We start from the raw sequence: 21198 nt of genomic DNA on the forward strand, positions 1-21198 counted from the left end.
CTATGGCACAATCGCCTCAACGTTTTGGGTGGTGGTCACTTAAAGCGTCCTTGATTCGCAGCGCGGCTGCGGCTTTTTCCCCAAGAGGAGAACCATGAAGAAACTGAATAAAGTGGCGATGATGTTTGCAGTCGCTGCGCTCGCCACTGCCGCCGGCGCGCAGACCCGTGTCACCGCTGCGAACGGCGGTCCTACGATCGACAACTGGCAAAACGGCACCGGCGAACTGGTTTGGAAGAACGGCACGAACGAACTGTGCTGGCGTGATGCCAACTGGACGCCGGCTACGGCCGCCGCCGGTTGCGACGGTGCTCTGGTTCCGGCTCCCGCCGTTACGCCTCCTGCCGCTGTGACGCCGCCTGCTGCTGTGACGCCGCCGGCCGTGGCTGCTTCGAAGGTCACCTTCGCTGCCGATGCATTCTTCGACTTCGACAAGTCGGTTCTCAAGCCCGAAGGTCGCGCCAAGCTGACCGACCTGGTCTCGAAGATCCGCGACGTCAACCTCGAAGTGATCATCGCCGTGGGCCACACCGACTCGATCGGTTCGGACGCCTACAACCAGCGTCTGTCGGTGCGCCGCGCCGAAGCCGTCAAGGCCTTCCTGGTCTCGAAGGGCATCGAACGCAACCGCGTCTACACCGAAGGCAAGGGCGAGAAGCAGCCTGTTGCGGACAACCGCACCAAGGAAGGCCGCGCCAAGAACCGCCGCGTGGAAATCGAAGTGGTTGGCACCCGCGCCAACAAGTGATTCGATTGAATCGCTAAAAGAAAACCCCGCCTCGGCGGGGTTTTTTTATGCCCACTGAATTTCTTCGGGCGCGGATGCGGTACCCGTGGATGCTCGCCGGCGCATTCTCCGTTTCATAATCACGGCATGACAGATCATGTGAATGCCGACCCGGCGGAACTCGCCAAGTTTTCGGAGCTTGCCCACCGCTGGTGGGATTTGGACAGCGAATTCCGCCCGCTCCATGAAATCAATCCATTGCGACTGGAATGGATTGACGGTATTGCGCCGATTTCGCAGCGCCGGGTGCTCGATATCGGCTGCGGCGGCGGCATTCTGGCCGATTCGATGGCCCGAAAGGGCGCGGACGTGCTTGGCATCGATCTGGCGAGCAAGGCGCTCAAGGTGGCGCGCCTGCATGCCCTCGAAGCCGGAACCCAGGGCGTCAAGTACCGGGAAGTCAGCGCCGAGGCGCTGGCTGCGGAGCAGCCCGGCAGCTTCGACGTCGTCACCTGCATGGAAATGCTGGAGCACGTGCCCGAGCCCGCGTCGATCGTCCAGGCCTGTGCCACGCTCGTCAAGCCGGGCGGCTGGGTGTTCTTTTCCACGATCAACCGCAACCTGAAGTCGTTCATGCTTGCGATCGTCGGTGCCGAATATGTTCTGGGCATGCTGCCGCGCGGCACGCACGAGTACGCGAAGCTGCTGCGTCCCAGCGAACTGGCGGCCCACTGCCGCGCCGCCGGCCTGGACCTGCGGCACACGCGCGGCATGGAACACAACCCGCTGACGCGGCGGTATTGGCTCAGCGCCGACACCAGCGTCAACTACATGTTCGCCACGCAGAAGCCGGCGCTGTCGGGTTCGCAGACGTGACGGCCGCAGCCATCCAGGCCGTGCTGTTCGATCTGGACGGCACGCTGATCGACAGCGCACCCGATCTCGGCGCCGCGGCCGACAAGATGCGCACGGATCGCGGGCTCGAGTCGTACCCCCTGGAGCGCTATCGGTTCATGGCGGGAGCCGGTGCCCGGGGCATGCTCGGTGTGGCTTTCGGCATCACGCCCGAAGCGCCGGAATTTCCTGCGTTGAGGGAAGAGTTCTTCGTCGCCTACGAAAACCGCATGCTGCTCAACACGCAGGTGTTCGACGGGGTGCCATCGCTCATCGATGCCATCCGGGCGCGCGGCCTGGCCTGGGGGGTGGTCACCAACAAGTCGGCACGCTTCACCGATCCGCTGACGCGCGCGATTCCGCTTTTCGACAGTGCCGGCGCGATCGTGAGCGGCGACACCACGCCGTACGCCAAGCCGCACCCCGAGCCCCTGCATGAAGCGGCACGCCGGCTTGGAATTCCATCCAGCGCCTGCATCTACGTGGGGGACGACGAACGCGACATCATCGCAGGCCGGGCCGCGGGCATGCGGACCATCGCGGCTACCTATGGTTACATGGGGCCGCAGGCGGACGCCACCCTCTGGGAGGCCGATGCCGCAATTACTTCGCCCCTGGAGCTCTTGCAATTCCTCAACCCGGCCTAAAATGGTGGGCTTGGGGCTGCACTGGTTTCGACGTGGGTTCGGAGTCGCAGCGGGGCATGTCGAGCTGAATGCGCTCGTAAAACAGATTCAAACAAACTAACTGCAAACGACGAACGTTTCGCACTCGCTGCTTAATTGCCAGTGAGCCTTGCAACAGTTGGCCGATGGGCTGGGCAAGGGGGTCTGGAGCAATCCTGACCTCCCGGCTGCAAGGATAATTACATGGGCTGGCTCCGATCCGGGTACCTTGGGTCGGGGCGAGAAAATAGGGTGCTGGCGTCCGGTTTAGCGTGTGACTGCGCGACTCCGGAAGCGAGACTCAAATCAGATCACTAAACATGTAGAACTGCGCGATGAAGGCTTGCGGACGGGGGTTCAAATCCCCCCAGCTCCACCATCCACCGCAAAAAGCCAACCTTCGACGGGTTGGCTTTTTTTTGCCCGACGCGAGGCTATAGTCAGCGGGAGCTGACACACCATGGCCGCTGTTTCTCCTTGGCAAAGGGTGCTGCGGCCGGCCTCGATTCCAAAGGACGCCGTGCCCGATTCACTGACCTCCACGCTCACGAGCTACTACGACGCGGTGCCCTACGAGTCGCACCCTTTCCCGCAAACCGCCGTAGAGCACCTGGAAGCCATTGCCTTTCTGTTCGGCCTCGAAGCACCGGCCCCATCCACCGCGCGCGTGCTGGAACTCGGCTGCGCGGCTGGCGGCAACCTGATTCCGTTTGCGGCGCGCCACCCCGAAGCCAGCGCCCTGGGCCTCGATCTGTCGACGGTGCAGGTCGCGCAGGGCCGCGAGGCCATCGCGCGTGCCGGGCTGTCGAATGTGGAGCTGCGGGCATTCAATCTGGCCGAGATCGATGCATCGTTCGGCCAGTTCGACTACATCATCTGCCACGGCGTCTACAGCTGGGTGCCGGGGCCGGTGCAGGACGCGATCCTGCGCGTGTGCTCGGAGAATCTGGCACCCGATGGCGTTGCCTATGTCAGCTACAACGTCTACCCCGGCTGGAAGGCGAGGGAGATCGTGCGCGACGCGATGATCCTGCGCGGCGGCCCGCGTGACACGCCGGAGGAAAAGCTGTCCTATGCGCGCGGCATGCTCGAATTTCTCGAGCAGTCGGCGCGACCCGGCAGCGTGCTCGGCAAAACGCTCGAGGAAACGATGCCGATCGTGCGCGGGGCCAACGGCTCCTACCTGCTGCACGAGTTTCTCGAGCCCTGCAACGCACCTTGCTATTTCAAGGAGTTCGTGGCGCGCGCCGAGGCGAATGGCCTCGGCTACCTGGCAGAGGCAGAGCCGTCGACGATGTTCGTCCAGAACTACGACGAGAAGGTTCGCGAGCCGCTGCTGCGCGAGTGCGGCGGCAGCCAGGTCCTGATGGAGCAGTATCTCGACTTCCTCGTGAATCGCACGTTCCGCCAGACGCTGCTGGTGAAGCAGGGCCGCGCCGGAGACATCCGCTACCGGTTGGACCCAGCCCGCATCAGCGGCTTCGAGTTTGCCGGCGTGTTCTCCGCTGCGGACGGCAGCGCGCTGACGCTCGATGCGCGCGAGCAGCCATGCAATGCGCTGCGCAACCTGACGGTGACGCTGCGGCTGCCGGTGCACAAGGCCCTGGCGCAGGTGCTCGAAGCGCACTACCCGGCCAGCGTGTCATTCGAGCGGCTGGTTGCCGCGGTACTCGCGCTGCTGGGCGAGCCGCGTTCGTCGGTCGAGCCGGCAGTGCTGTCGATGCTCGAGGAACTGGTGATCCTCGGCGCCGTGCGCGTCCGGCGCGCGCCGGTGCACGCCGCCGCGGAGGTCTCTGCCTTGCCGCGGGCGCTGCCGTCGGTGCGCAGTGCGCCCGGCCTGGCGTTGTCGGCCGGAAGCGCGGCGAACGTCTGCAACCAGTGGCACGAACTCGTGGGGCTTTCAGCGCTCGAGCGCTGCCTGTTGCCGCTGCTCGATGGCGCGCATTCGCACGCCATGCTGGCCGACCACCTGGCCAACGAAGTGGATGCCGGCCGCCTGCGCTTCATCCAGAATGACAAGCCGCTGACCGATCCAACCGTCCTGCAGGAATTCGCACGGCAGCAGGTGGTGCTTGGCCTGGCGGCCCTGCGGCGCAAGGCGCTGCTCGTCGCATGACCGTTACCGTTCCCATCGAACTCAAAAGAGGAAATTCACCCATGCAGACCCTCCACTGGACTCCGAACTTGCGCACCGCCGTGGCGGCGGCGCTCCTGCTCGCGGGCGCTAGCGCCTCGAACGCTGCGTCGCAGGCGCCTGTAGCGGCCGAGCACGGCATGGTCGTGAGCGCGCAGCACCTGGCCACCAAGGTCGGCGTCGATGTGCTCAAGCGCGGCGGCAACGCCGTCGATGCGGCGGTGGCCGTGGGCTACGCGCTGGCGGTGGTCTATCCGGCGGCAGGCAACCTGGGCGGCGGCGGCTTCATGACCGTGCAGCTGGCCGATGGCCGCAAGACTTTCCTCGACTTCCGCGAGAAGGCCCCGCTGGCCGCCACGGCCAACATGTACCTCGACAAGGACGGCAACGTCATCAAGGGTTTGAGCACGAACGGGCATCTTGCGGTCGGCGTGCCGGGCACGGTCTCGGGCATGGAATACGCGCGCGAGAAGTACGGCACCATGAAGCGCGACCAGCTGATCGCTCCCTCGATCCAGCTGGCCGAAAAAGGCTTTGCGCTGGAGCAGGGCGACGTCGACATGCTGCGCACCTCCACCAACGACTTCAAGAAAGATGCCGTTTCCGGCGCCATCTTCCTGAACAAGGGCGAGCCCTTCGCGGTCGGCCAGAAGCTGGTGCAGAAAGACCTCGCCAAGACGCTGCGCGCCGTCAGCGCCAAGGGTGTCGACGGGTTCTACAAGGGCTGGGTCGGGCAGGCGATCGTGGCATCGAGCCAGGCCGGCAAGGGCATCATCACGCAGGCCGACCTCGATCAGTACAAAACCCGCGAGCTCGCGCCGGTGGAGTGCGACTACCGCGGCTACCGCGTGGTTTCGGCGCCGCCGCCGAGTTCGGGCGGTGTGATCATCTGCGAGATGCTCAACATCCTCGAGGGCTATCCGCTCAAGGACCTGGGCTTTCGTTCGGCCGAGGCCGTGCATTACCAGATCGAGGCCATGCGGCACGCCTACGTGGACCGCAACAGCTACCTGGGCGACCCCGACTTCGTGAAGAACCCGCTCGAGCGCCTGCTCGACAAGGGCTACGCCGAGAAGATCCGCGCCGCCATCGACCCGAAGAAGGCCGGCGTCTCCAAGGACATCAAGCCCGGCGTCGCGCCCCACGAAGGCAGCAACACAACGCACTATTCGATCACCGACCAGCAGGGCAACGCGGTGTCGGTCACCTACACGCTGAACGACTGGTTCGGCGCCAAGGTCACGGCCGACAAGACCGGCGTGCTGCTGAACAACGAGATGGACGACTTCACCTCGAAGGTCGGCGTGCCCAATCTCTACGGCCTGGTGCAGGGCGAAGCGAACAAGATCGAGCCGGGCAAGCGCCCGCTGAGCTCGATGAGCCCGACCATCGTCTCGAAGGACGGCAAGCCGGTGTTCGTGGTCGGCACGCCCGGCGGCAGCCGCATCATCACGGCGGTGCTGCACACCATCCTGAACGTGGTCGACTACGGCATGAACGTGCAGGAGGCCGTCGACGCGCCGCGCTTCCACCAGCAATGGCTGCCGGATGTCACCAACGTCGAAACCTTTGCGCTGAGCCCCGACACCCGCAAGATCCTGACCGACATGGGCCACAACCTGGGCGTGCCCCAACCGGCCAACCACCTGGCGGCGATCATCGTCGGTGCGCCGTCGCTGGGCGGCAAGCCGGTGGGCGCCAACCGCTTCTACGGCGCGAACGATCCGCGCCGCAACACCGGCCTCGCCGCCGGGTACTGATCCTGCAAACTCAGGGGGCGGTCGTGCCACGCCGGCGCGGCCGCCTTTTTCATTTCCCATGCATCTGCAAGACATTCTCTACACCCAGGGCTTCGGCACACGTCGCGTGTGCGCGGGGCTGGTTCAACAAGGCCACGTGACCATCGCGGGCGAGGTGGTGGACGATCCTTTCGCCGACCTCGATCCCGAAGGCCTGCTTTTCACGGTGCAGGGCACCGAGTGGGCGTACCACGAGAAGGCCTACCTGATGCTGCACAAGCCCGCCGGCACCGAGTGCTCGCAGAAGCCTTCGACCTACCCGAGCATCTACACGCTGCTGCCGTCGCCGCTGCGGCTTCGGCCCAACAAGGGCGCGGTGCAGGGCGTGCAGGCCATCGGCCGGCTCGACCAGGACACGACAGGGCTGCTGCTGCTGACGGACGACGGCCAGTTCATCCACAAGATGGGTTCCCCCAAGCACCATGTGCCCAAGGTCTACGAAGTCACGGCCAAGCACCCGGTGGACGCTGTCCAGATCGAAAAGCTGCTGGCCGGCGTGGTGCTCGACGACGATCCGAAGCCGGTGCGCGCGGCGGCCTGCGAGTCCGACAGCCCGCTGCACCTGCGGCTGACGCTGACCGAGGGCAAGTACCATCAAGTCAAGCGCATGCTGGCGGCGGTCGGCAACCGGGTCGAGGGGCTGCACCGTTCCTGCATCGGCGACCTGGCGCTGCCGGGCGACCTGGCGGCCGGCCAGTGGCGCTGGCTCACGGCCGAGCAGGTCGCGGCGCTGCGGGCGCCCGCCAAGCCCCCGAAAGCGCCGAAATAAGGCAAGAAAGCGCGTGGTCCCGGTCAGCCAGTCTTAAGGCGCGGCCGTTAAGATTCCCAGCTCTCTCTCGGAACCTTTCCCTTGCGATTTCCTGCCCGACCGAATGGCCGCTTTCCGGCCTTCCTGTTTTCATGCCTCGCGGTCTGGCTGGCGCAAGCCGCCGCCGCCGCACCGCCTGAAGCCCCGCCGATCTTCGTGCTCAATTCGCTGGACGCGAGCGTCAGCGTGATCAGTCCGACCGACTGGACCGAAAAGCAGCGCATCGCCACCGGCAAGGAGCCGCACCACCTCTACATGACGCCCGACGAAAAGTCGGTCATCGTGGCCAATTCGGCGGGCGATTCGCTCACTTTCCTGAACCCCAGGACGGCCGAGGTGCAGCGCGTGGTCTACGGCATCATCGATCCGTACCAGCTGCAGTTCTCGCGCGACATGAAGTGGTTCGTCACCGCGGGCAACCGCCTGAACCACGTCGACATCTACCGCTGGGATGGCAAGGACCTGAAGCTGGCCAAGCGCATCGCATCGGGCAAGACCCCGAGCCACATCTGGATCGACAACACCAGCACCATCGCCTACGTGACGATGCAGGACAGCGACGAGCTGATCGCCGTCGACCTGCCCACCCAGACCGTCCGCTGGCGCGTGGCCACCGGCGCCATGCCGGCCGACATCTTCGGCATCCATAACGACAAGACCCTGCTCGTGGGCCTGACCGGCAGCGATGGCGTGCAGGTGTTCGACGTGGCCGGCGCCGAGCCGAAGCTGGTCGGCAAGATCCCGACCGGCAAGGGCGCCCATGCCTTCCGCTCGGCCGGCGACGGCAAGAGCGTGTTCGTGAGCAACCGGGTGGCCAACACCATCAGCCGGATCGACCTGGCGACGCTGAAGGTCGGCGCGGTCTACCCGGTGCCGGGCGGGCCCGACTGCATGGACGTGTCGGCCGACGGCAAGACGCTGTATGTCACCTCGCGCTGGGCCAAGAAGCTCAGCGTGGTGGACCTGGTGAACAACAAGCTCGTGCGCCAGGTCAACGTCGGCCGCTCGCCGCACGGCGTCTGGACGCTGGACCATGGCAAGCGCACCTAGCCGCAGCGGCCGGGCCGCAGCCCTGCTGGCGATCGCCCTGGCGGCGGTGCCGGCTGCCTGGGCGCAGCAGCAGGGCGCTTCCTGCGACAAGCCGGTTTACCTGACCTTCGACACCGGCCACATGGGCGTGGCGCCGCTGGTGGCCGACGTGCTCAAGCGCCAGAACGTCCGCGTCACTTTCTTTGCCGCCGCCGAGCGCACCCAGACCGACGGCGACAGCCTCGACAGCCACTGGGCGCCGTGGTGGAAGGCGAGGGCGGCCGAAGGCAACGAATTCGCCTCCCACACCTACGACCACGCATACTGGCGCGGCGACCTCAAGGGCGTGGCGCCGAGCTTCCGCATCAAGCCCACGGCAGGGGCGCTGGCGGGGCGCGAATTCACCTGGAGCGCGGCCGAATACTGCGCCAACATCGGCAAGGCCTCCGATCGGCTGGCTGCCATCACCGGCAAGAAACCGCTGCCGCTGTTCCGTGCACCGGGCGGCAAGACCTCGCCCCGGCTGCTGGCGGCGGCCAAGGCCTGCGGCTTCGAGCATGTGGGATGGTCGCCGGCCGGCTTCCTGGGGGACGAGCTGCCGAGCGAGAAGTTCAGCAATGAAAGGCTTCTTTCGCAGGCGCTGGAGAGCATCCGCCCGGGCGACATCCTGCTCGCGCACCTGGGCATCTGGTCGCGCAAGGATCCGTGGGCGCCGGCCAATCTCGAACCGCTGATCGTCGGCCTCAAGGCCAGGGGCTTCTGCTTCGAGACGCTGCGCCAGCATCCGCAGTACCGCGCCTGGATCGCATCCCACCCCTGAGGCTGCCGCCATGACGGATTGGTTGACGGACGCTTTTTCCGCGCTGCAGGGCTGGTTCTTCGAGGCGCTGGTCCAGCCGCTGGTGTTTGCGGTGGGCCTGGGCGGCTGGACCGAGGATGCCTTCGACGCCACCGGCTGGCTGCTGGTCGGGTTGATCCAGGTCGTGGTGCTGCTCGCGGTCATCGGGCCGCTGCAGCGCTGGCGCGCCGTCGAGCCGGTCACCGACCGCCGCGCGATCCGCATCGACGTGCTCTACACGCTGATCCATCGGTTGGGCCTGTTCCGGCTCGCGATGTTCTTCACGCTCGAGCCGCTCTTCGACGAGGCCATCGGCTTCGTGCGTACCGCGGGCTGGGGCACCTTCCACCTCGACGAGGCCTGGCCCGGCGTGACCGACGTGCCGTGGGTGGCCTTTGCGATCTATCTCGTGGTGCTCGACTTCGTGGGCTACTGGATCCACCGCGGCCAGCACCAGTTCAGGTGGTGGTGGGGCCTGCATTCGCTGCACCATTCGCAGCGCCAGATGACGATGTGGAGCGATGACCGCAACCACCTGCTCGACGACATCGTCCACGACACGCTCATCGTCATCGTCGCGCAGTTGATCGGCGTGGCGCCGGGGCAGTTCATTGCGTTCGTGGCGTTCACGCAGCTCAGCGAAAGCCTGCAGCACGCCAACCTCAGGCTCGGTTTCGGCGCCATCGGCGAGCGGCTGTGGATCAGCCCGCGCTTCCACCGGCTGCACCACAGCATCGGGCTGGGCCACGAATCGCGGGGTGCGCATACGCTGGGCGGGTGCAATTTCGGCGTCTTGCTGCCGTGGTGGGACATGCTTTTTCGCACCGCGAACTTCGAGGAGCGCTACGACCCCACCGGCATTCGCGACCAGGTCGAGCCCGGCGCGGACGGCCGCGTGCGCGACTACGGGCGCGGCTTCTGGGCCCAGCAGTGGCTCGGGCTCAAGCGGATGGCCGGCCGCGGCTGAGCGCCGGTCCCGAACCGGCCCGGTTATCCTCGCACCCAATGCGCCTGCTCCTCGATTCCTTCTGGCGCGCGGTCGCCTATTGCATGCTGCCGCGCGTGATCGTGCTGTCGCTGCTGCCGCTGGGCCTGATGGTGCTGCTGGCCGCAGGCTTCGGCTATTTCTACTGGGACGCGACCGTCGCCTGGACCCGCGACGCGCTCGACGCCTGGCCGCTGCTGTCGAGCTTCTGGAGCTGGATCGGGCGGCTCTTCTCGGGCGACGTCACGGCCGTGCTGGCGCCGCTGGTGGTGGTGTTTGCCGCCACGCCGGTGATCGTGGTGGTTTCGCTGCTGATCGTGGCCGGGCTCATGGCGGGCCCGCTCACCGCGCTGGTGGCGCACCGCCGCTTTCCTGCGCTCGAACGCAAGAAAGGCGCGTCCTTCTTCGGCAGCGTTGCGCGCTCGCTCGGCCTGACGCTGCTGGCGTTGCTCGCGCTCGTGGTCTCGATGCCGCTCTGGCTCATTCCGCCGCTCGTGCTGATCCTGCCGCCGCTGATCTGGGGCTGGCTCACCTACCGCGTGATGAGCTTCGACGCGCTGGCCGAGCACGCAAGCCCTGAAGAGCGTGCCGCGCTGCTGCGCGCGCACCGGCTGCCGCTGCTGTGCATCGGGGTGCTGTGCGGCTACCTGGGCGCGGCGCCCAGCATCGTCTGGGCCTCCGGCCTGCTGTTTGCCGCCGCCTTCTTCGTGCTGGTGCCGCTCGCGATCTGGATCTACACGCTGGTGTTCGCGTTCTCGGCGCTCTGGTTCGGCCATTACTGCCTCGATGCCCTGGCGCAATTGCGCGCGCAGCGCGGCGCCTCCGACGCTCCATCCGGCCCAACCGACGGCCTACCCGCGGCCGAGGCCGATCAGGCCCTTCTCTCCCATTGGAAATCCCCATGACCCGCGCATTCGGTCTGATCGTCGTCGGCGACGAAATCCTTTCCGGCAAGCGTGCCGACAAGCACATGCCCAAGGTCATCGAACTGCTCGCCGCGCGCGGCCTGCAACTCGGCTGGGCCGAATACGTGGGCGACGTGCCCGCGCGCATCACCGCCGCGCTCGGCCGCGCCTTCGGCTCGGGCGACATCGTCTTCTCGACCGGCGGCATCGGCGCCACGCCGGACGACCACACGCGGCAATGCGCCGCGCAGGCCCTGGGGGTGCCGCTGGAGCTGCATCCCGAGGCGGAACTGCTGATCCGCGAGCGCATGCAGGACACCGCGCGCGAGCAGGGCATTGCCTACGAGCCCGACCGGCCCGACAACATTCACCGCCTCAACATGGGTGTGTTCCCGAAGGGCGCCACGATCATCCGCAACCCGTACAACAAGATTCCGGGTTTCAGCGTCGAGCACGTCCATTTCGTGCCGGGCTTTCCGGTGATGGCCTGGCCCATGATCGAGTCGGTGCTCGACAGCCGCTATGCGCACATGTTTTCCAGCGGCAAGTCGGCCGAGAAGTCGGTCATCGTCTTTGGCGCCATGGAAGCAACGCTCACCCCGCTGATGCAGGCGATCGAAGCGGCGCATGCCGGCATCAAGGTGTTCAGCCTGCCGAGCGTCGACCATCCGCAGTACGGCCGCCACATCGAACTCGGCGTGAAGGGCGATCCAGTTCACCTGGATGCCGCCTACGCACAACTGATCGAGGGCCTGCACGCCTATGATGCGAGGCTTGGCCCGGAATTGGTGCGGTAGTTTTTATTGCACCAATTTGGTGACTTTTCGCCTTTTTTTGGGGTTTGCGGCCGCTGCGGAAGGCTCTCGACGAGCGGCGACAATGGCATAGAAACTGCATCCTCCGTCCCTGTATTCCTAACCACCATCCAACTCAGGAGAAACTGATGGCAAAGACCGTCGCCGATGTACTCAAGCTCGTCAAGGAAAACGAGGTCAAGTTCATCGACTTCCGCTTCACCGACACCCGCGGCAAAGAGCAGCACGTGACCGTGCCCGTCTCGGCTTTCGATGAAGACAAATTCACTTCGGGCCATGCTTTCGACGGCTCGTCCATCGCTGGCTGGAAGGGAATCGAGGCTTCGGACATGCAGCTCATGCCCGACCCGAACACCGCCAACATCGATCCCTTCTTCGAAGAAACGACGCTGATCCTGACCTGCGACGTGATCGACCCCGCCGACGGCAAGGCCTACGAGCGCGATCCGCGTTCGCTCGCCAAGCGTGCTGAGGCCTACATGAAGGCCTCGGGCCTGGGCGACACCGCCTACTTCGGTCCGGAACCCGAATTCTTCGTGTTCGACGGCGTGCGCTGGAAGAACGACATGTCGGGCTGCTTCGTGAAGATCGACTCCGAAGAAGCCTCGTGGAACACCGACAAGGAATACGAGCACGGCAACACCGGCCACCGTCCCGCGGTCAAGGGCGGCTACTTCCCGGTTCCCCCGGTCGACAGCTTCCAGGACATGCGCTCGGAAATGTGCCTGGTGCTCGAATCGCTCGGCATCCCGGTCGAAGTGCATCACCATGAAGTGGCCAATGCCGGCCAGATGGAACTGGGCACCAAGTTCAGCACGCTGGTGCAGCGCGCCGACTGGGTCCAGCTGCAGAAGTACGTGATCCACAACGTGGCCCACGCCTACGGCAAGACCGCCACCTTCATGCCCAAGCCCATCGTCGGCGACAACGGCTCGGGCATGCACGTGCACCAGTCGGTCTGGAAGGACGGCAAGAACCTGTTCGCCGGCGACGGCTATGCAGGCCTGTCGGACTTCGCGCTGCACTACATCGGCGGCATCATCAAGCACGCCCGTGCCCTGAACGCCATCACGAACCCCGGCACCAACAGCTACAAGCGCCTGGTGCCCGGCTTCGAAGCCCCGGTGAAGCTGGCCTACTCGGCCAAGAACCGCTCGGCCTCGATCCGCATCCCGTTCGTGGCCAACCCGAAGGGCCGCCGCGTCGAAGCACGCTTCCCCGATCCGCTGATGAACCCGTACCTCGGTTTCGCGGCGCTCCTGATGGCCGGCCTCGACGGCGTGGAAAACAAGATCCACCCGGGCGAAGCTGCCAGCAAGGACCTCTACCATCTGCCGCCGGAAGAAGACGCGCTGATCCCGACCGTGTGCCACAGCCTCGACCAGGCCCTGGAATACCTCGACAAGGACCGTGCGTTCCTGACCAAGGGCGGCGTGTTCACCGATGCCTACATCGATGCCTACATCGAACTGAAGATGCAGGAAGTCACGCGCTTCCGCATGGCGACCCATCCGGTCGAGTTCGACATGTACTACTCGCTGTAATTGGCCCACCCCCGAAGCGGCGCACTTCGTGTCGCCGCCTCCCCCTCGAGGGGGCAACACCGGCGGCCCGGCAGAGCCGGTTCCGCGGTGTTGCTGGAATGAACTCGAAAAGGACGGCTTGGCCGTCCTTTTTGCTTGGCGCGGAACATCTTGTCACCAGTGGCGTCGAATTGCAGGAAAATGCACCTTTGTCGCGCCAAGATCGATTCTCATGAAGACTGCTTCTCTCATTTTCCTGGCCGGTTCATTGCTGGCCGCCTTGCCCGTGCTCGCCCAGGAGCGCGTGTGGCGCTGCGGCAATGAATACACCAACAACTCGACCATCGCCCAGCAAAAGGGCTGCAAGGTCATGGAAGGCGGCAACGTCACGGTGGTGCAGGGCACCAAGCCATCGGGCGGTGGTTCGGCCGGCGGCAACTCGGCGCCGGCAGCTTCCCGTGCGCCCGCGGGCAGTCCGCGCGTCGAGGGCGTCGACCAGCGCGCACGCGACGGTGAAGCCCGCTCGGTGCTCGAAGCCGAACTCAAGAAGGCCGAGGCCCGCCAGGCGGAGCTCAAGAAGGAATACAACAACGGCGAGCCCGAGAAGCAGGGCAGCGAAGGCCGCAACTACCAGAAGTACCTCGACCGCGTGGCTGAAATGAAAGCCGAACTGGCGCGCAACGAGAGCGACATCGCGGGCATCCGCCGCGAACTCGGCCGCCTGCCGGCCAAGCAGTAGGGCCATGGCGTTCGGGAAGAAGGCGTCCGGCGCCACTCCGCGCTTTCAGTCCTTCGACCTGCTGTCCACGCTGATTGCGGTGGTCAGCACCAACGGTTCGGTGCTGTTTGCCAACGCCGCCCTCGAAGACGCGCTGGGCACGTCGCGCCGCACGCTCGAAGGCTCTCAGTTCGGTGCCTGCTTTCACGAGCCGCACGTGCTTCGCACCGCCATCGACGGGGCGCGCAGCAACGACTTCGCCACGCTGCGTTATGAAGCCTTCCTGCGCCGCGTCAACCACGAGCTGATGCCGGTGCAAGTCACGCTGGCGCAGGGCGACAAGCCGGGCGAGCTCATCATCGAGATGTCGCCGCTCGAGCAGCAGGTGCGCCAGGACCGCGAGGAACGCCTGCTCGACCAGGCGCAGGCCAACAAGGAACTCATCCGCAATCTCGCGCACGAGATCAAGAACCCGCTCGGCGGCATTCGCGGCGCGGCGCAGTTGCTGCAGATGGAGGTCGAGTCGCGCGACCTCATCGAATACACGCAGGTCATCATCCACGAGGCCGACCGGCTGCAGACGCTGGTCGACCGGCTGCTGGCACCGCATCGACGCCCGCACGTGGTGGGCGACGTGAACATCCACGAAGTCTGCGAGCGCGTGCGCTCGGTCATTCTTGCGGAGTTCCCGCGCGACCTGCACATCGAGCGCGACTTCGACGTGTCGATCCCCGAATTCCGCGGCGACCGCGAGCAGCTCATCCAGGCCACGCTCAACATCGTGCACAACGCGGCGCAGGCGCTGGCCGAGCGCCGCGCCGCGGGCGATGCGCAGATCACTTTCAAGACCCGCATCGCCAGGCAGGTGATATTCAACAAGCAGTGGTATCGATTGGCACTGGAATTGCATGTCATCGACAATGGACCGGGTGTGCCGGACACGATCAAGGACCGCATCTTCTATCCGCTCGTCTCGGGCAGGGAAGGCGGGACAGGGCTTGGATTGACGCTTGCACAAACTTTCGTGCAACAGCATCACGGCGTGATCGAGTGCGACAGCGTCCCGGGCCGAACCGATTTCAAGATATTGATTCCGCTGCCCTAGCAGCCACGGCAACAAGGAGATGCATGAAGCCGATCTGGATAGTTGATGACGACCAATCGATCCGCTTCGTGCTGGAGAAGGCCCTTTTGCGCGAAGACCTGCCCACGCGCAGCTTCACCAACGCGCGCGAGGTGCTGGCCGCCCTCGAACTCGCCGACGACGACGAACAGCAGGGCCCCCAGGTCCTGGTGAGCGACATCCGCATGCCTGGCGGTTCCGGGCTCGATCTGCTCGACAAGATCAAGGCCAAGCACCCCGGCCTGCCGGTCATCATCATGACGGCGTTTTCGGACCTCGACAGCGCCGTTTCGGCGTTTCAGGGTGGTGCCTTCGAATACCTGCCCAAGCCCTTCGACCTGCCGCGCGCCGTCGAGCTGATCCGCCGCGCCGTGGATGAAAGCCAGCGCGAGGAAGTGGCCGAGGAGCGCATGGTCGCCGCGCCCGAAATGCTGGGCCAGGCGCCCGCCATGCAGGACGTGTTCCGCGCCATCGGCCGGCTCTCGCAAAGCAACGTCACGGTGCTCATCACCGGCGAATCGGGCTCGGGCAAGGAACTGGTGGCGCGCGCGCTGCACAAGCACTCGCCGCGTGCCAACGGTCCCTTCGTGGCCATCAACACCGCGGCCATTCCCAAGGACCTGCTCGAGAGCGAACTCTTCGGCCACGAGCGCGGTGCCTTTACCGGCGCGCAGACCATGCGGCGCGGGCGCTTCGAACAGGCCGAGGGCGGCACGCTCTTCCTCGACGAGATCGGCGACATGCCCTTCGACCTGCAGACGCGCCTGCTGCGCGTGCTGAGCGACGGGCACTTCTACCGCGTGGGCGGCCACAACTCGGTCAAGGCCAACGTGCGCGTGATCGCGGCCACGCACCAGGACCTCGAGCAACGCGTGAAGCTCGGCGGCTTTCGCGAAGACCTGTTCCACCGCCTCAACGTGATTCGCCTGCGGCTGCCGGCGCTGCGCGAGCGCGGCGAAGACGTGCCGGCGCTCACGCGCCACTTCCTGCAGGTGAGCGCGCGCCAGCTCGGCGTGGAGCCCAAGCGCATTTCCGATGCGGCGCTGGCCAAGCTGGCTTCGTTCAGCTTTCCGGGCAACGTGCGCCAGCTCGAGAACATCTGCCATTGGCTGACCGTGATGGCGCCGGCCCAACTGATCGAGGCCAAGGACCTGCCGCCCGAGGTCATGGCCGCGCCCGCCGGCGCGCCGGCACAGGCCACAGAAACGAGCGCCGCGGCGGCACCCGTGCAAGCCGCGGTGCAGCCATCGCCCGGGCTCGAACGCGAAGCGGCACCGGCGAGCGGCGCTGCACCCGAAGCCACTGAAGGCCTGGTGGGCGCAAGCAGCTGGGAGAGCGGCCTGGAGATCGAAGCTCAGGCGCTGCTCGCGGCCGGGCGCACCGACGTCTGGGATGTGCTGTCGCGCCGCTTCGAGTCGCGGCTGATCCTCACGGCGCTGGCCAACACCCGCGGCCGCCGGATCGAAGCCGCTCAGAAGCTGGGCATCGGCCGCAACACCATCACCCGCAAGATCCAGGAACTCGGGATCGAGTAGGCTGCCTCACAGATAGAGAGGGGCCCCTTCCACGGAACACCGCGGAACCGGCTTTGCCGGGCCGCTGGTGTTGCCCCCGGCAGGGGGTGGCGTAGCGACACGAAGTGCGCGAAGACTGGGGGCGAGCTTATTCACCGGCTGCGCTGGCCCAGTGTCAGCGAGTCAAGCTGGAAGTTGCCGCTCTTGTCCCAGAGCCAGGTGTCCACATACGTGTGACCGCCCAGGCTCCCCGGGCTCGGCAGCGGGGACGCCGCCTTGATGAGCTCCGCAATCTTGCCCGGCACCTCGGGCGCATGGCTCGGCACGCGACTGAACGTGACGTTCTTGACGTTGCCTTCGGCATCGAGGTCGGTCTCGACCACCACCACCGCATAGACCAGAGGGGGAATCTTTCCCTTGTAGATGCGCTGCGGATAGGCCTTGTAGATCTGGCGCGCGCCGGTCTTGCGGTAGGCCCGCACGGCAGGCGTCTGCGCGGTGATCAGTCGCACGGTGGGCACGTCGCCCCTTGTGCCGGGCGCCTCGTCGGTGGCGGAGGTGGGCGACTTGCCGTCGTCGGCCTTGTCCGCAGGCTTGAACGCGGAACAGGCAGCGAGCGCGAGCGCCGCTGCGATGATCGTGAGGGTGCGGATGGTCATGGTCATCAAATCCCCTGGTCGAGATCGAGCACCACCGGTGCGTGGTCGCTCGGCTTTTCCCACTTGCGCGGCACGCGGTCGATGATGCAGCCCTTGGCGCGCGGCACCAGCGGCTCGCTCACCAGGATGTGGTCGATGCGCAGGCCGCGGTTCTTCTGGTAGCCCAGCATGCGGTAGTCCCACCACGAAAAGCTTTTTTCGGGCTGCTCGAAGAGGCGGAAGCTGTCGACCAGGCCCAGCTGGAGCAGTGCCTTGAAATGCTCGCGCTCCTCGGTCGTGTGATGGATGGTTTCGGCCAGGCCCACGGGGTCGAAGCTGTCGCGGTCTTCCGGCGCGATGTTGAAGTCGCCCAGAAGCACAAGGTTTGGATGGGCCGCCATTTCCGCACGCAGCCATTCGCGCAACGCGCGCAGCCAGCCCATCTTGTATTCGAACTTGTCGGTGCCCGGCGCCTGCCCGTTGACGAAGTAGCCGTTCACGATGCGCAGCGGACCCGCGGGCGTCTCGACCGTGGCCGCGATCACACGCGACTGGTCGTCGGTGAAGCCGCCGATGTTCCGCGCCACGTCGCGCATCGGCGCGAGGCTCAGGATGGCGACGCCGTTGTAGGTTTTCTGGCCGAACACGGCGGCCTCATAGCCGGCCGACTTGAGCACGTCGAGCGGGAACTTGTCGTCGCTCATCTTGAGCTCCTGCAGGCACAGCACGTCGACCGGGTTGGCGATCAGCCAATCGAGCACATGCTGCAGGCGGGCAGTGAGGGAGTTGACGTTCCAGGTAGCTATTTTCATGAATTATTCTAAGCTGTTGATTCTGAAAGGATTTTTTGTTTATTTTTGGCGCTGGACTCGGCTTGTACGCGGTGGCATACCCATTTTGTGCCTCACTGTCCTTCGCCACCAGGTCAGAGTTAGCCAGCTTAGCAAAAGCCTTCGAATCTCCCCTGGCCCCCAGGGTAGCGGACGCAGCTGCAGTTTGGGGATAACTGGGGTCAGCATTGGGTGCTACAGGCGCTGAGGTGCTGAAGGCCTCCGTTCTCGCGGGCCTGGCGGGGGTCCAAGAAGCGGCGATTCGGCCTGTGGCGGACGTGCGGGTGTTGACGCCCGAGGAGGGCTTCCCGAAGTTGCCTTCGTCCGAGATGTGGCCGGAGCGGGCGAACCGTGAGTTGCCAAGAGCGGCCAAGTGCCTGTACGAGTTTCTGGTGGAGCAGCTACCTCCATGGGTGGCTGAATGACCGTTCGCTCGTGCCCTTGAGGTGGAATCAGCGGCTCTTCAATCCCCTCCAGCGCCCCAACAATAGTTCGGACCGGGCCGATCAGTGCGCAGGATCCATGCGCAGCCGGTACGCCACACCATCGCGGCCGGGGTCGGCGCCGCCGTGCAGGCCATCGGCCTGTACCTGCACGCCGTGCACCCAGCCGATGGTGTAGTTGTACGGGTTGCGGCCAATGGCATAGCCCTGTGCTTCCAGCGCGCGCGTGGTGGAGCGCGGAATGCGATTGCACACGTCGATGGAGTTGCTGGTGGACGAGAAGCGAGGCGCCGACACGGCGGTCTGCATCTCCATGCCGTGGTCGATCACGTTGAGCAGCACCTGCAGCACGCCCATGGCGATCTGCGTGCCACCGGGGGCGCCGAGCACCACGTCGAGCTCGCCGTCCTTGAAGGTCATGGTGGGACAGGACGAGGTGAAGCGGCTCTTGCCTGGCTGGATGCTGCCTGCACGGCCCGGGCGCGGGTCGAACACGCCCATGCAGCCGTTGTACAGGAAGCCCATGCCCGGGGTGATGATGCCTGAGGGCATGGCCAGCGAGTGGGTCAGGGAGACGGCGTTGCCGTCGGCGTCCACCACGCTCAGGTGGGTGGTGTCGCGCGGCACGGGCGCGCCGGGGTTCACGCGCTCCACGTTGAAGCGATGGCCACCGCGGATCTGCTCGGCCACTTCGCGGGCCGTGTCCTTGGACAGCAACCGATCCAGCGGCACGTCGAAGAATTTCGGGTCGCCGATGCAGCAGTCCTTGTCGATCGTCGCCTTTTTCATGGCCTCGCACACCCTCTGCAGGTAGGCGGGGCTGTTGTGCTCCAGGCTCGCCAGATCGAAGTGCTCGAGGATGTTGAGCATCTCCAGCAGCATGGCGCCGCCGCCCGGGGGCTGGTTGGTGGCGATGGTGCGGTCGCGGTAGCGGCCCACCAGCGGCGGGTTGCGCTGCACCTGGTATCGGGCCAGGTCGTCGAGCGTGATCAGCGCGCCCAGCGACTGCAGGTGCGCCGCCATCTTTTGCGCCAGATCGCCCTGGTAGAACGGGTGCGCGCCTTCTTCGGCAATCTGGCGCAGCACGGCGGCCATGCCTTCGTTGCGCAGCGGCGCACCGATGGGCTTGGGACGGCCGTCGGGGCGGCAGTACAGCTGGCGGCTGTCCTCGCAGTACTGCAGTCGCTCCAGGTTGCCGACGCGGCCCATGCTGGGCTCGTCGATCCAGAAGGCGTGCATGCCGGGGCGGACAAAGTAGCCGTCCGCGGCCCAGCGAATCGCGGGCTCCACCACCTGCCGCCACGGCAGGCGGCCGTGCGCCTGGTGCATGGCCTCCAGGCCCTTGAGCGTGGCCGGCGTGCCGATGGACTGGGGACCGATGTCGTTGACGCGCCCCTTGAGGATGAAGCCGAAGCCGTCCCTGGTTTCGCCCTCCAACAGGCGCTCCCACATGTCTTCTCTGGCCGCCAGCGGCGCGGGCGAGTGAAAGTCGAAATACTCGTGCACCTGGGCGCCGGGTAGGTACACGGCGGCGGTGCCAAAACCTGCGATGCCGCACATCAGCGGATCGACCACCGTTTGCGCCAGCGCGGTGGCCACGGCGGCATCCACCGCGTTGCCGCCTGCGCGCAGGATGTCAATGCCGGATTCGGCGGCCTCCGGCTGTGGACAGACCACCATTGCTTCTTTTTTCATGACTTTGTGCTGACGAACTCCTTGCTGCATCGGCGATACCGCAAGGGGTGAAGATGGGGAAAAAAAGGAAGCGGCGCTTGCGCAGGTCGCCGGCTCACTTGGCGCTGAGATTCAGCGCCCCGAGCGTGGGCCCCCAGGCCTTGGCGTCGCGCGCCGCCGTTTCCATGACCAGCGCGGAAGGGCCGGACATGGGAATCACGCCCATGCTCTTGAGCTTGGCCTGAACGTCGGGGCTTTTGTGGAAGGCAGCCGTTGCCTTGTTGAGCTTTTCCACGATGTCGGGCGGCGTGCCGGCGCGTGCCACCACGGCACTCCAGCCCATGTTGTCAAAGCCCTTCACACCCAACTCGCCCAGCGTGGGCACGTCGGGCAGTTCGGGGGTGCGCTGCGGCGACAACACCGCCAGCGGATTGAGCTTGTGGTTCTTGATGTGGGGCAGGGCGGTGCCATACACCGGTGCCATCACTTCGGTCTGCCCGCCGATAGTGGCCAGGATGCCGTCGGCCTCCCCCTTGTAGGGGATGTGGGTCATCGAAATGCCCAGGGCGTTGGACACGAGCTCGACCGCCAGATGGGTCGAGTTGCCCAGGCCGGCAGAGGCGAAGTTCAGCTTGCCGGGCGCCGCCTTGGCTTTTTCCGTCAGGTCCTTGAGCGTCTTGATGCCCGTGGCCGGGTTGGCGGACAGCACGAACGGCACCGTGGTCAGCATGGTCACGCCAACAAAATCCTTCTCGGGGTTGTAGGGCAGCGGCTTGTAGGTGAATTGGTTGAGCACCATCAGCGACACGCTGCCCAATAGCAGGGTGTAGCCGTCGGCGGGCGCATTCAGCGCGCTCTGTGCGGCAATGAGGCCGCCCGCACCGGGCTTGTTCTCCACCACGATGGTGGCGCCAATGGCCTTGCCTGCGTGTTCGGCCCACATGCGTGCGATCGTGTCGCTGCTGCCGCCCGGGGCCTGCGATACGACGAGGCGCACAGGCCGGCTGGGGTAGGAGGAGGCTTGCGCGTACGCGGCGGTGGCCGTGGCGGCCGCGACCGCGGCGCCCATCAGGATCTTGCAGACGTTCGTGATTGCTTTGGGCACAGGGATTCCTCTGAGGGTCCGACATAAAAGA

20 protein-coding genes and 1 other RNA gene are annotated in these 21198 nt (G+C 65.8%); 17 read left to right on the forward strand and 4 right to left on the reverse strand.

The window, feature by feature from the left end; all coding sequences use genetic code 11:
* Nucleotides 1-94: 94 nt before the first annotated feature.
* From ompA to ntrC, 16 genes are all read left to right on the forward strand, one after another.
* Nucleotides 95-748, forward strand: coding sequence for an outer membrane protein OmpA (gene ompA / locus IB278_RS20410; protein WP_192325081.1), 654 nt, complete (start codon nt 95-97; stop codon nt 746-748).
* Nucleotides 749-874: 126 nt separating this feature from the next.
* Nucleotides 875-1603, forward strand: coding sequence for a bifunctional 2-polyprenyl-6-hydroxyphenol methylase/3-demethylubiquinol 3-O-methyltransferase UbiG (ubiG, locus tag IB278_RS20415; protein ID WP_145741805.1), 729 nt, complete (start codon nt 875-877; stop codon nt 1601-1603).
* Nucleotides 1600-2268 (forward strand): HAD-IA family hydrolase, encoded by a 669-nt coding sequence (locus IB278_RS20420; protein WP_145741807.1) that lies wholly within the window; start codon nt 1600-1602, stop codon nt 2266-2268. The genes ubiG and IB278_RS20420 overlap by 4 nt, the downstream gene beginning before the upstream one ends.
* A 12-nt stretch (nt 2269-2280) precedes the next feature.
* Nucleotides 2281-2665, forward strand: a transfer-messenger RNA (tmRNA) gene (ssrA, locus tag IB278_RS20425).
* Nucleotides 2666-2746: 81 nt separating this feature from the next.
* The gene (locus IB278_RS20430; RefSeq protein ID WP_225613030.1) at nt 2747-4402 is read left to right on the forward strand and encodes a class I SAM-dependent methyltransferase; all 1656 of its coding nucleotides are present in this window, start codon (nt 2747-2749) and stop codon (nt 4400-4402) included.
* A 41-nt stretch (nt 4403-4443) separates the two neighbouring features.
* Nucleotides 4444-6180: a gamma-glutamyltransferase gene (ggt, locus tag IB278_RS20435; RefSeq protein ID WP_192325083.1), complete on the forward strand. Its 1737-nt coding sequence runs from the start codon at nt 4444-4446 to the stop codon at nt 6178-6180.
* 58 nt (nt 6181-6238) lie between these two features.
* Entirely contained in the window at nt 6239-6988 is a 750-nt protein-coding gene (locus IB278_RS20440) for a pseudouridine synthase (RefSeq protein ID WP_192325085.1), read from the forward strand.
* Between the two features lie 81 nt (nt 6989-7069).
* On the forward strand, nt 7070-8077 hold the full coding sequence (locus IB278_RS20445) for a YncE family protein (protein WP_192325087.1): 1008 nt from the start codon (nt 7070-7072) through the stop codon (nt 8075-8077).
* Nucleotides 8061-8876: a polysaccharide deacetylase family protein gene (locus IB278_RS20450; RefSeq protein ID WP_192325089.1), complete on the forward strand. Its 816-nt coding sequence runs from the start codon at nt 8061-8063 to the stop codon at nt 8874-8876. Before IB278_RS20445 ends, IB278_RS20450 begins: the two co-directional genes overlap by 17 nt.
* A 10-nt stretch (nt 8877-8886) precedes the next feature.
* Nucleotides 8887-9861, forward strand: coding sequence for a sterol desaturase family protein (locus tag IB278_RS20455; protein ID WP_145741815.1), 975 nt, complete (start codon nt 8887-8889; stop codon nt 9859-9861).
* 38 nt (nt 9862-9899) lie between these two features.
* A complete protein-coding gene (locus IB278_RS20460; RefSeq protein WP_145741817.1) occupies nt 9900-10784 on the forward strand; it encodes an EI24 domain-containing protein in 885 nt (294 codons plus the stop codon).
* Nucleotides 10781-11581 (forward strand): competence/damage-inducible protein A, encoded by an 801-nt coding sequence (locus tag IB278_RS20465; protein WP_192325091.1) that lies wholly within the window; start codon nt 10781-10783, stop codon nt 11579-11581. Before IB278_RS20460 ends, IB278_RS20465 begins: the two co-directional genes overlap by 4 nt.
* 146 nt (nt 11582-11727) lie before the next feature.
* Nucleotides 11728-13143: a type I glutamate--ammonia ligase gene (glnA, locus tag IB278_RS20470; protein ID WP_012746775.1), complete on the forward strand. Its 1416-nt coding sequence runs from the start codon at nt 11728-11730 to the stop codon at nt 13141-13143.
* A 211-nt stretch (nt 13144-13354) separates the two neighbouring features.
* Nucleotides 13355-13861 (forward strand): hypothetical protein, encoded by a 507-nt coding sequence (locus IB278_RS20475; protein ID WP_145741820.1) that lies wholly within the window; start codon nt 13355-13357, stop codon nt 13859-13861.
* A gap of 4 nt (nt 13862-13865) precedes the next feature.
* On the forward strand, nt 13866-14945 hold the full coding sequence (gene glnL, locus IB278_RS20480) for a nitrogen regulation protein NR(II) (RefSeq protein ID WP_145741822.1): 1080 nt from the start codon (nt 13866-13868) through the stop codon (nt 14943-14945).
* A gap of 23 nt (nt 14946-14968) precedes the next feature.
* Entirely contained in the window at nt 14969-16498 is a 1530-nt protein-coding gene (ntrC, locus tag IB278_RS20485; protein WP_145741824.1) for a nitrogen regulation protein NR(I), read from the forward strand.
* Between the two features lie 131 nt (nt 16499-16629).
* Here the strand turns inward: ntrC and IB278_RS20490 are convergent, their stop codons facing one another.
* Together IB278_RS20490 and xth are read right to left on the reverse strand one after the other, a co-directional pair.
* A complete protein-coding gene (locus IB278_RS20490) occupies nt 16630-17136 on the reverse strand; it encodes a hypothetical protein (protein ID WP_225613031.1) in 507 nt (168 codons plus the stop codon).
* A 5-nt stretch (nt 17137-17141) separates the two neighbouring features.
* Nucleotides 17142-17927, reverse strand: a complete 786-nt coding sequence (gene xth, locus IB278_RS20495; protein WP_145741827.1) for an exodeoxyribonuclease III — start codon at nt 17925-17927, stop codon at nt 17142-17144.
* A 227-nt stretch (nt 17928-18154) separates the two neighbouring features.
* Here xth and IB278_RS33880 point away from each other — a divergent pair, with 227 nt between their 5' ends.
* Nucleotides 18155-18370, forward strand: a complete 216-nt coding sequence (locus IB278_RS33880; protein WP_186454134.1) for a hypothetical protein — start codon at nt 18155-18157, stop codon at nt 18368-18370.
* Between the two features lie 81 nt (nt 18371-18451).
* On the opposite strand, the gene ggt (IB278_RS20500) is transcribed toward IB278_RS33880, so the two are convergent.
* Both ggt (IB278_RS20500) and IB278_RS20505 read right to left on the reverse strand, forming a co-directional pair.
* Nucleotides 18452-20083: a gamma-glutamyltransferase gene (ggt, locus tag IB278_RS20500; RefSeq protein ID WP_192325095.1), complete on the reverse strand. Its 1632-nt coding sequence runs from the start codon at nt 20081-20083 to the stop codon at nt 18452-18454.
* A gap of 94 nt (nt 20084-20177) precedes the next feature.
* Entirely contained in the window at nt 20178-21167 is a 990-nt protein-coding gene (locus IB278_RS20505; RefSeq protein WP_145741832.1) for a Bug family tripartite tricarboxylate transporter substrate binding protein, read from the reverse strand.
* Between the last annotated feature and the right edge of the window lie 31 nt (nt 21168-21198).

The organism is Variovorax sp. VRV01, from assembly GCF_014852545.1.
Classification (GTDB): Bacteria; Pseudomonadota; Gammaproteobacteria; order Burkholderiales; family Burkholderiaceae_C; genus Variovorax; species Variovorax beijingensis_A.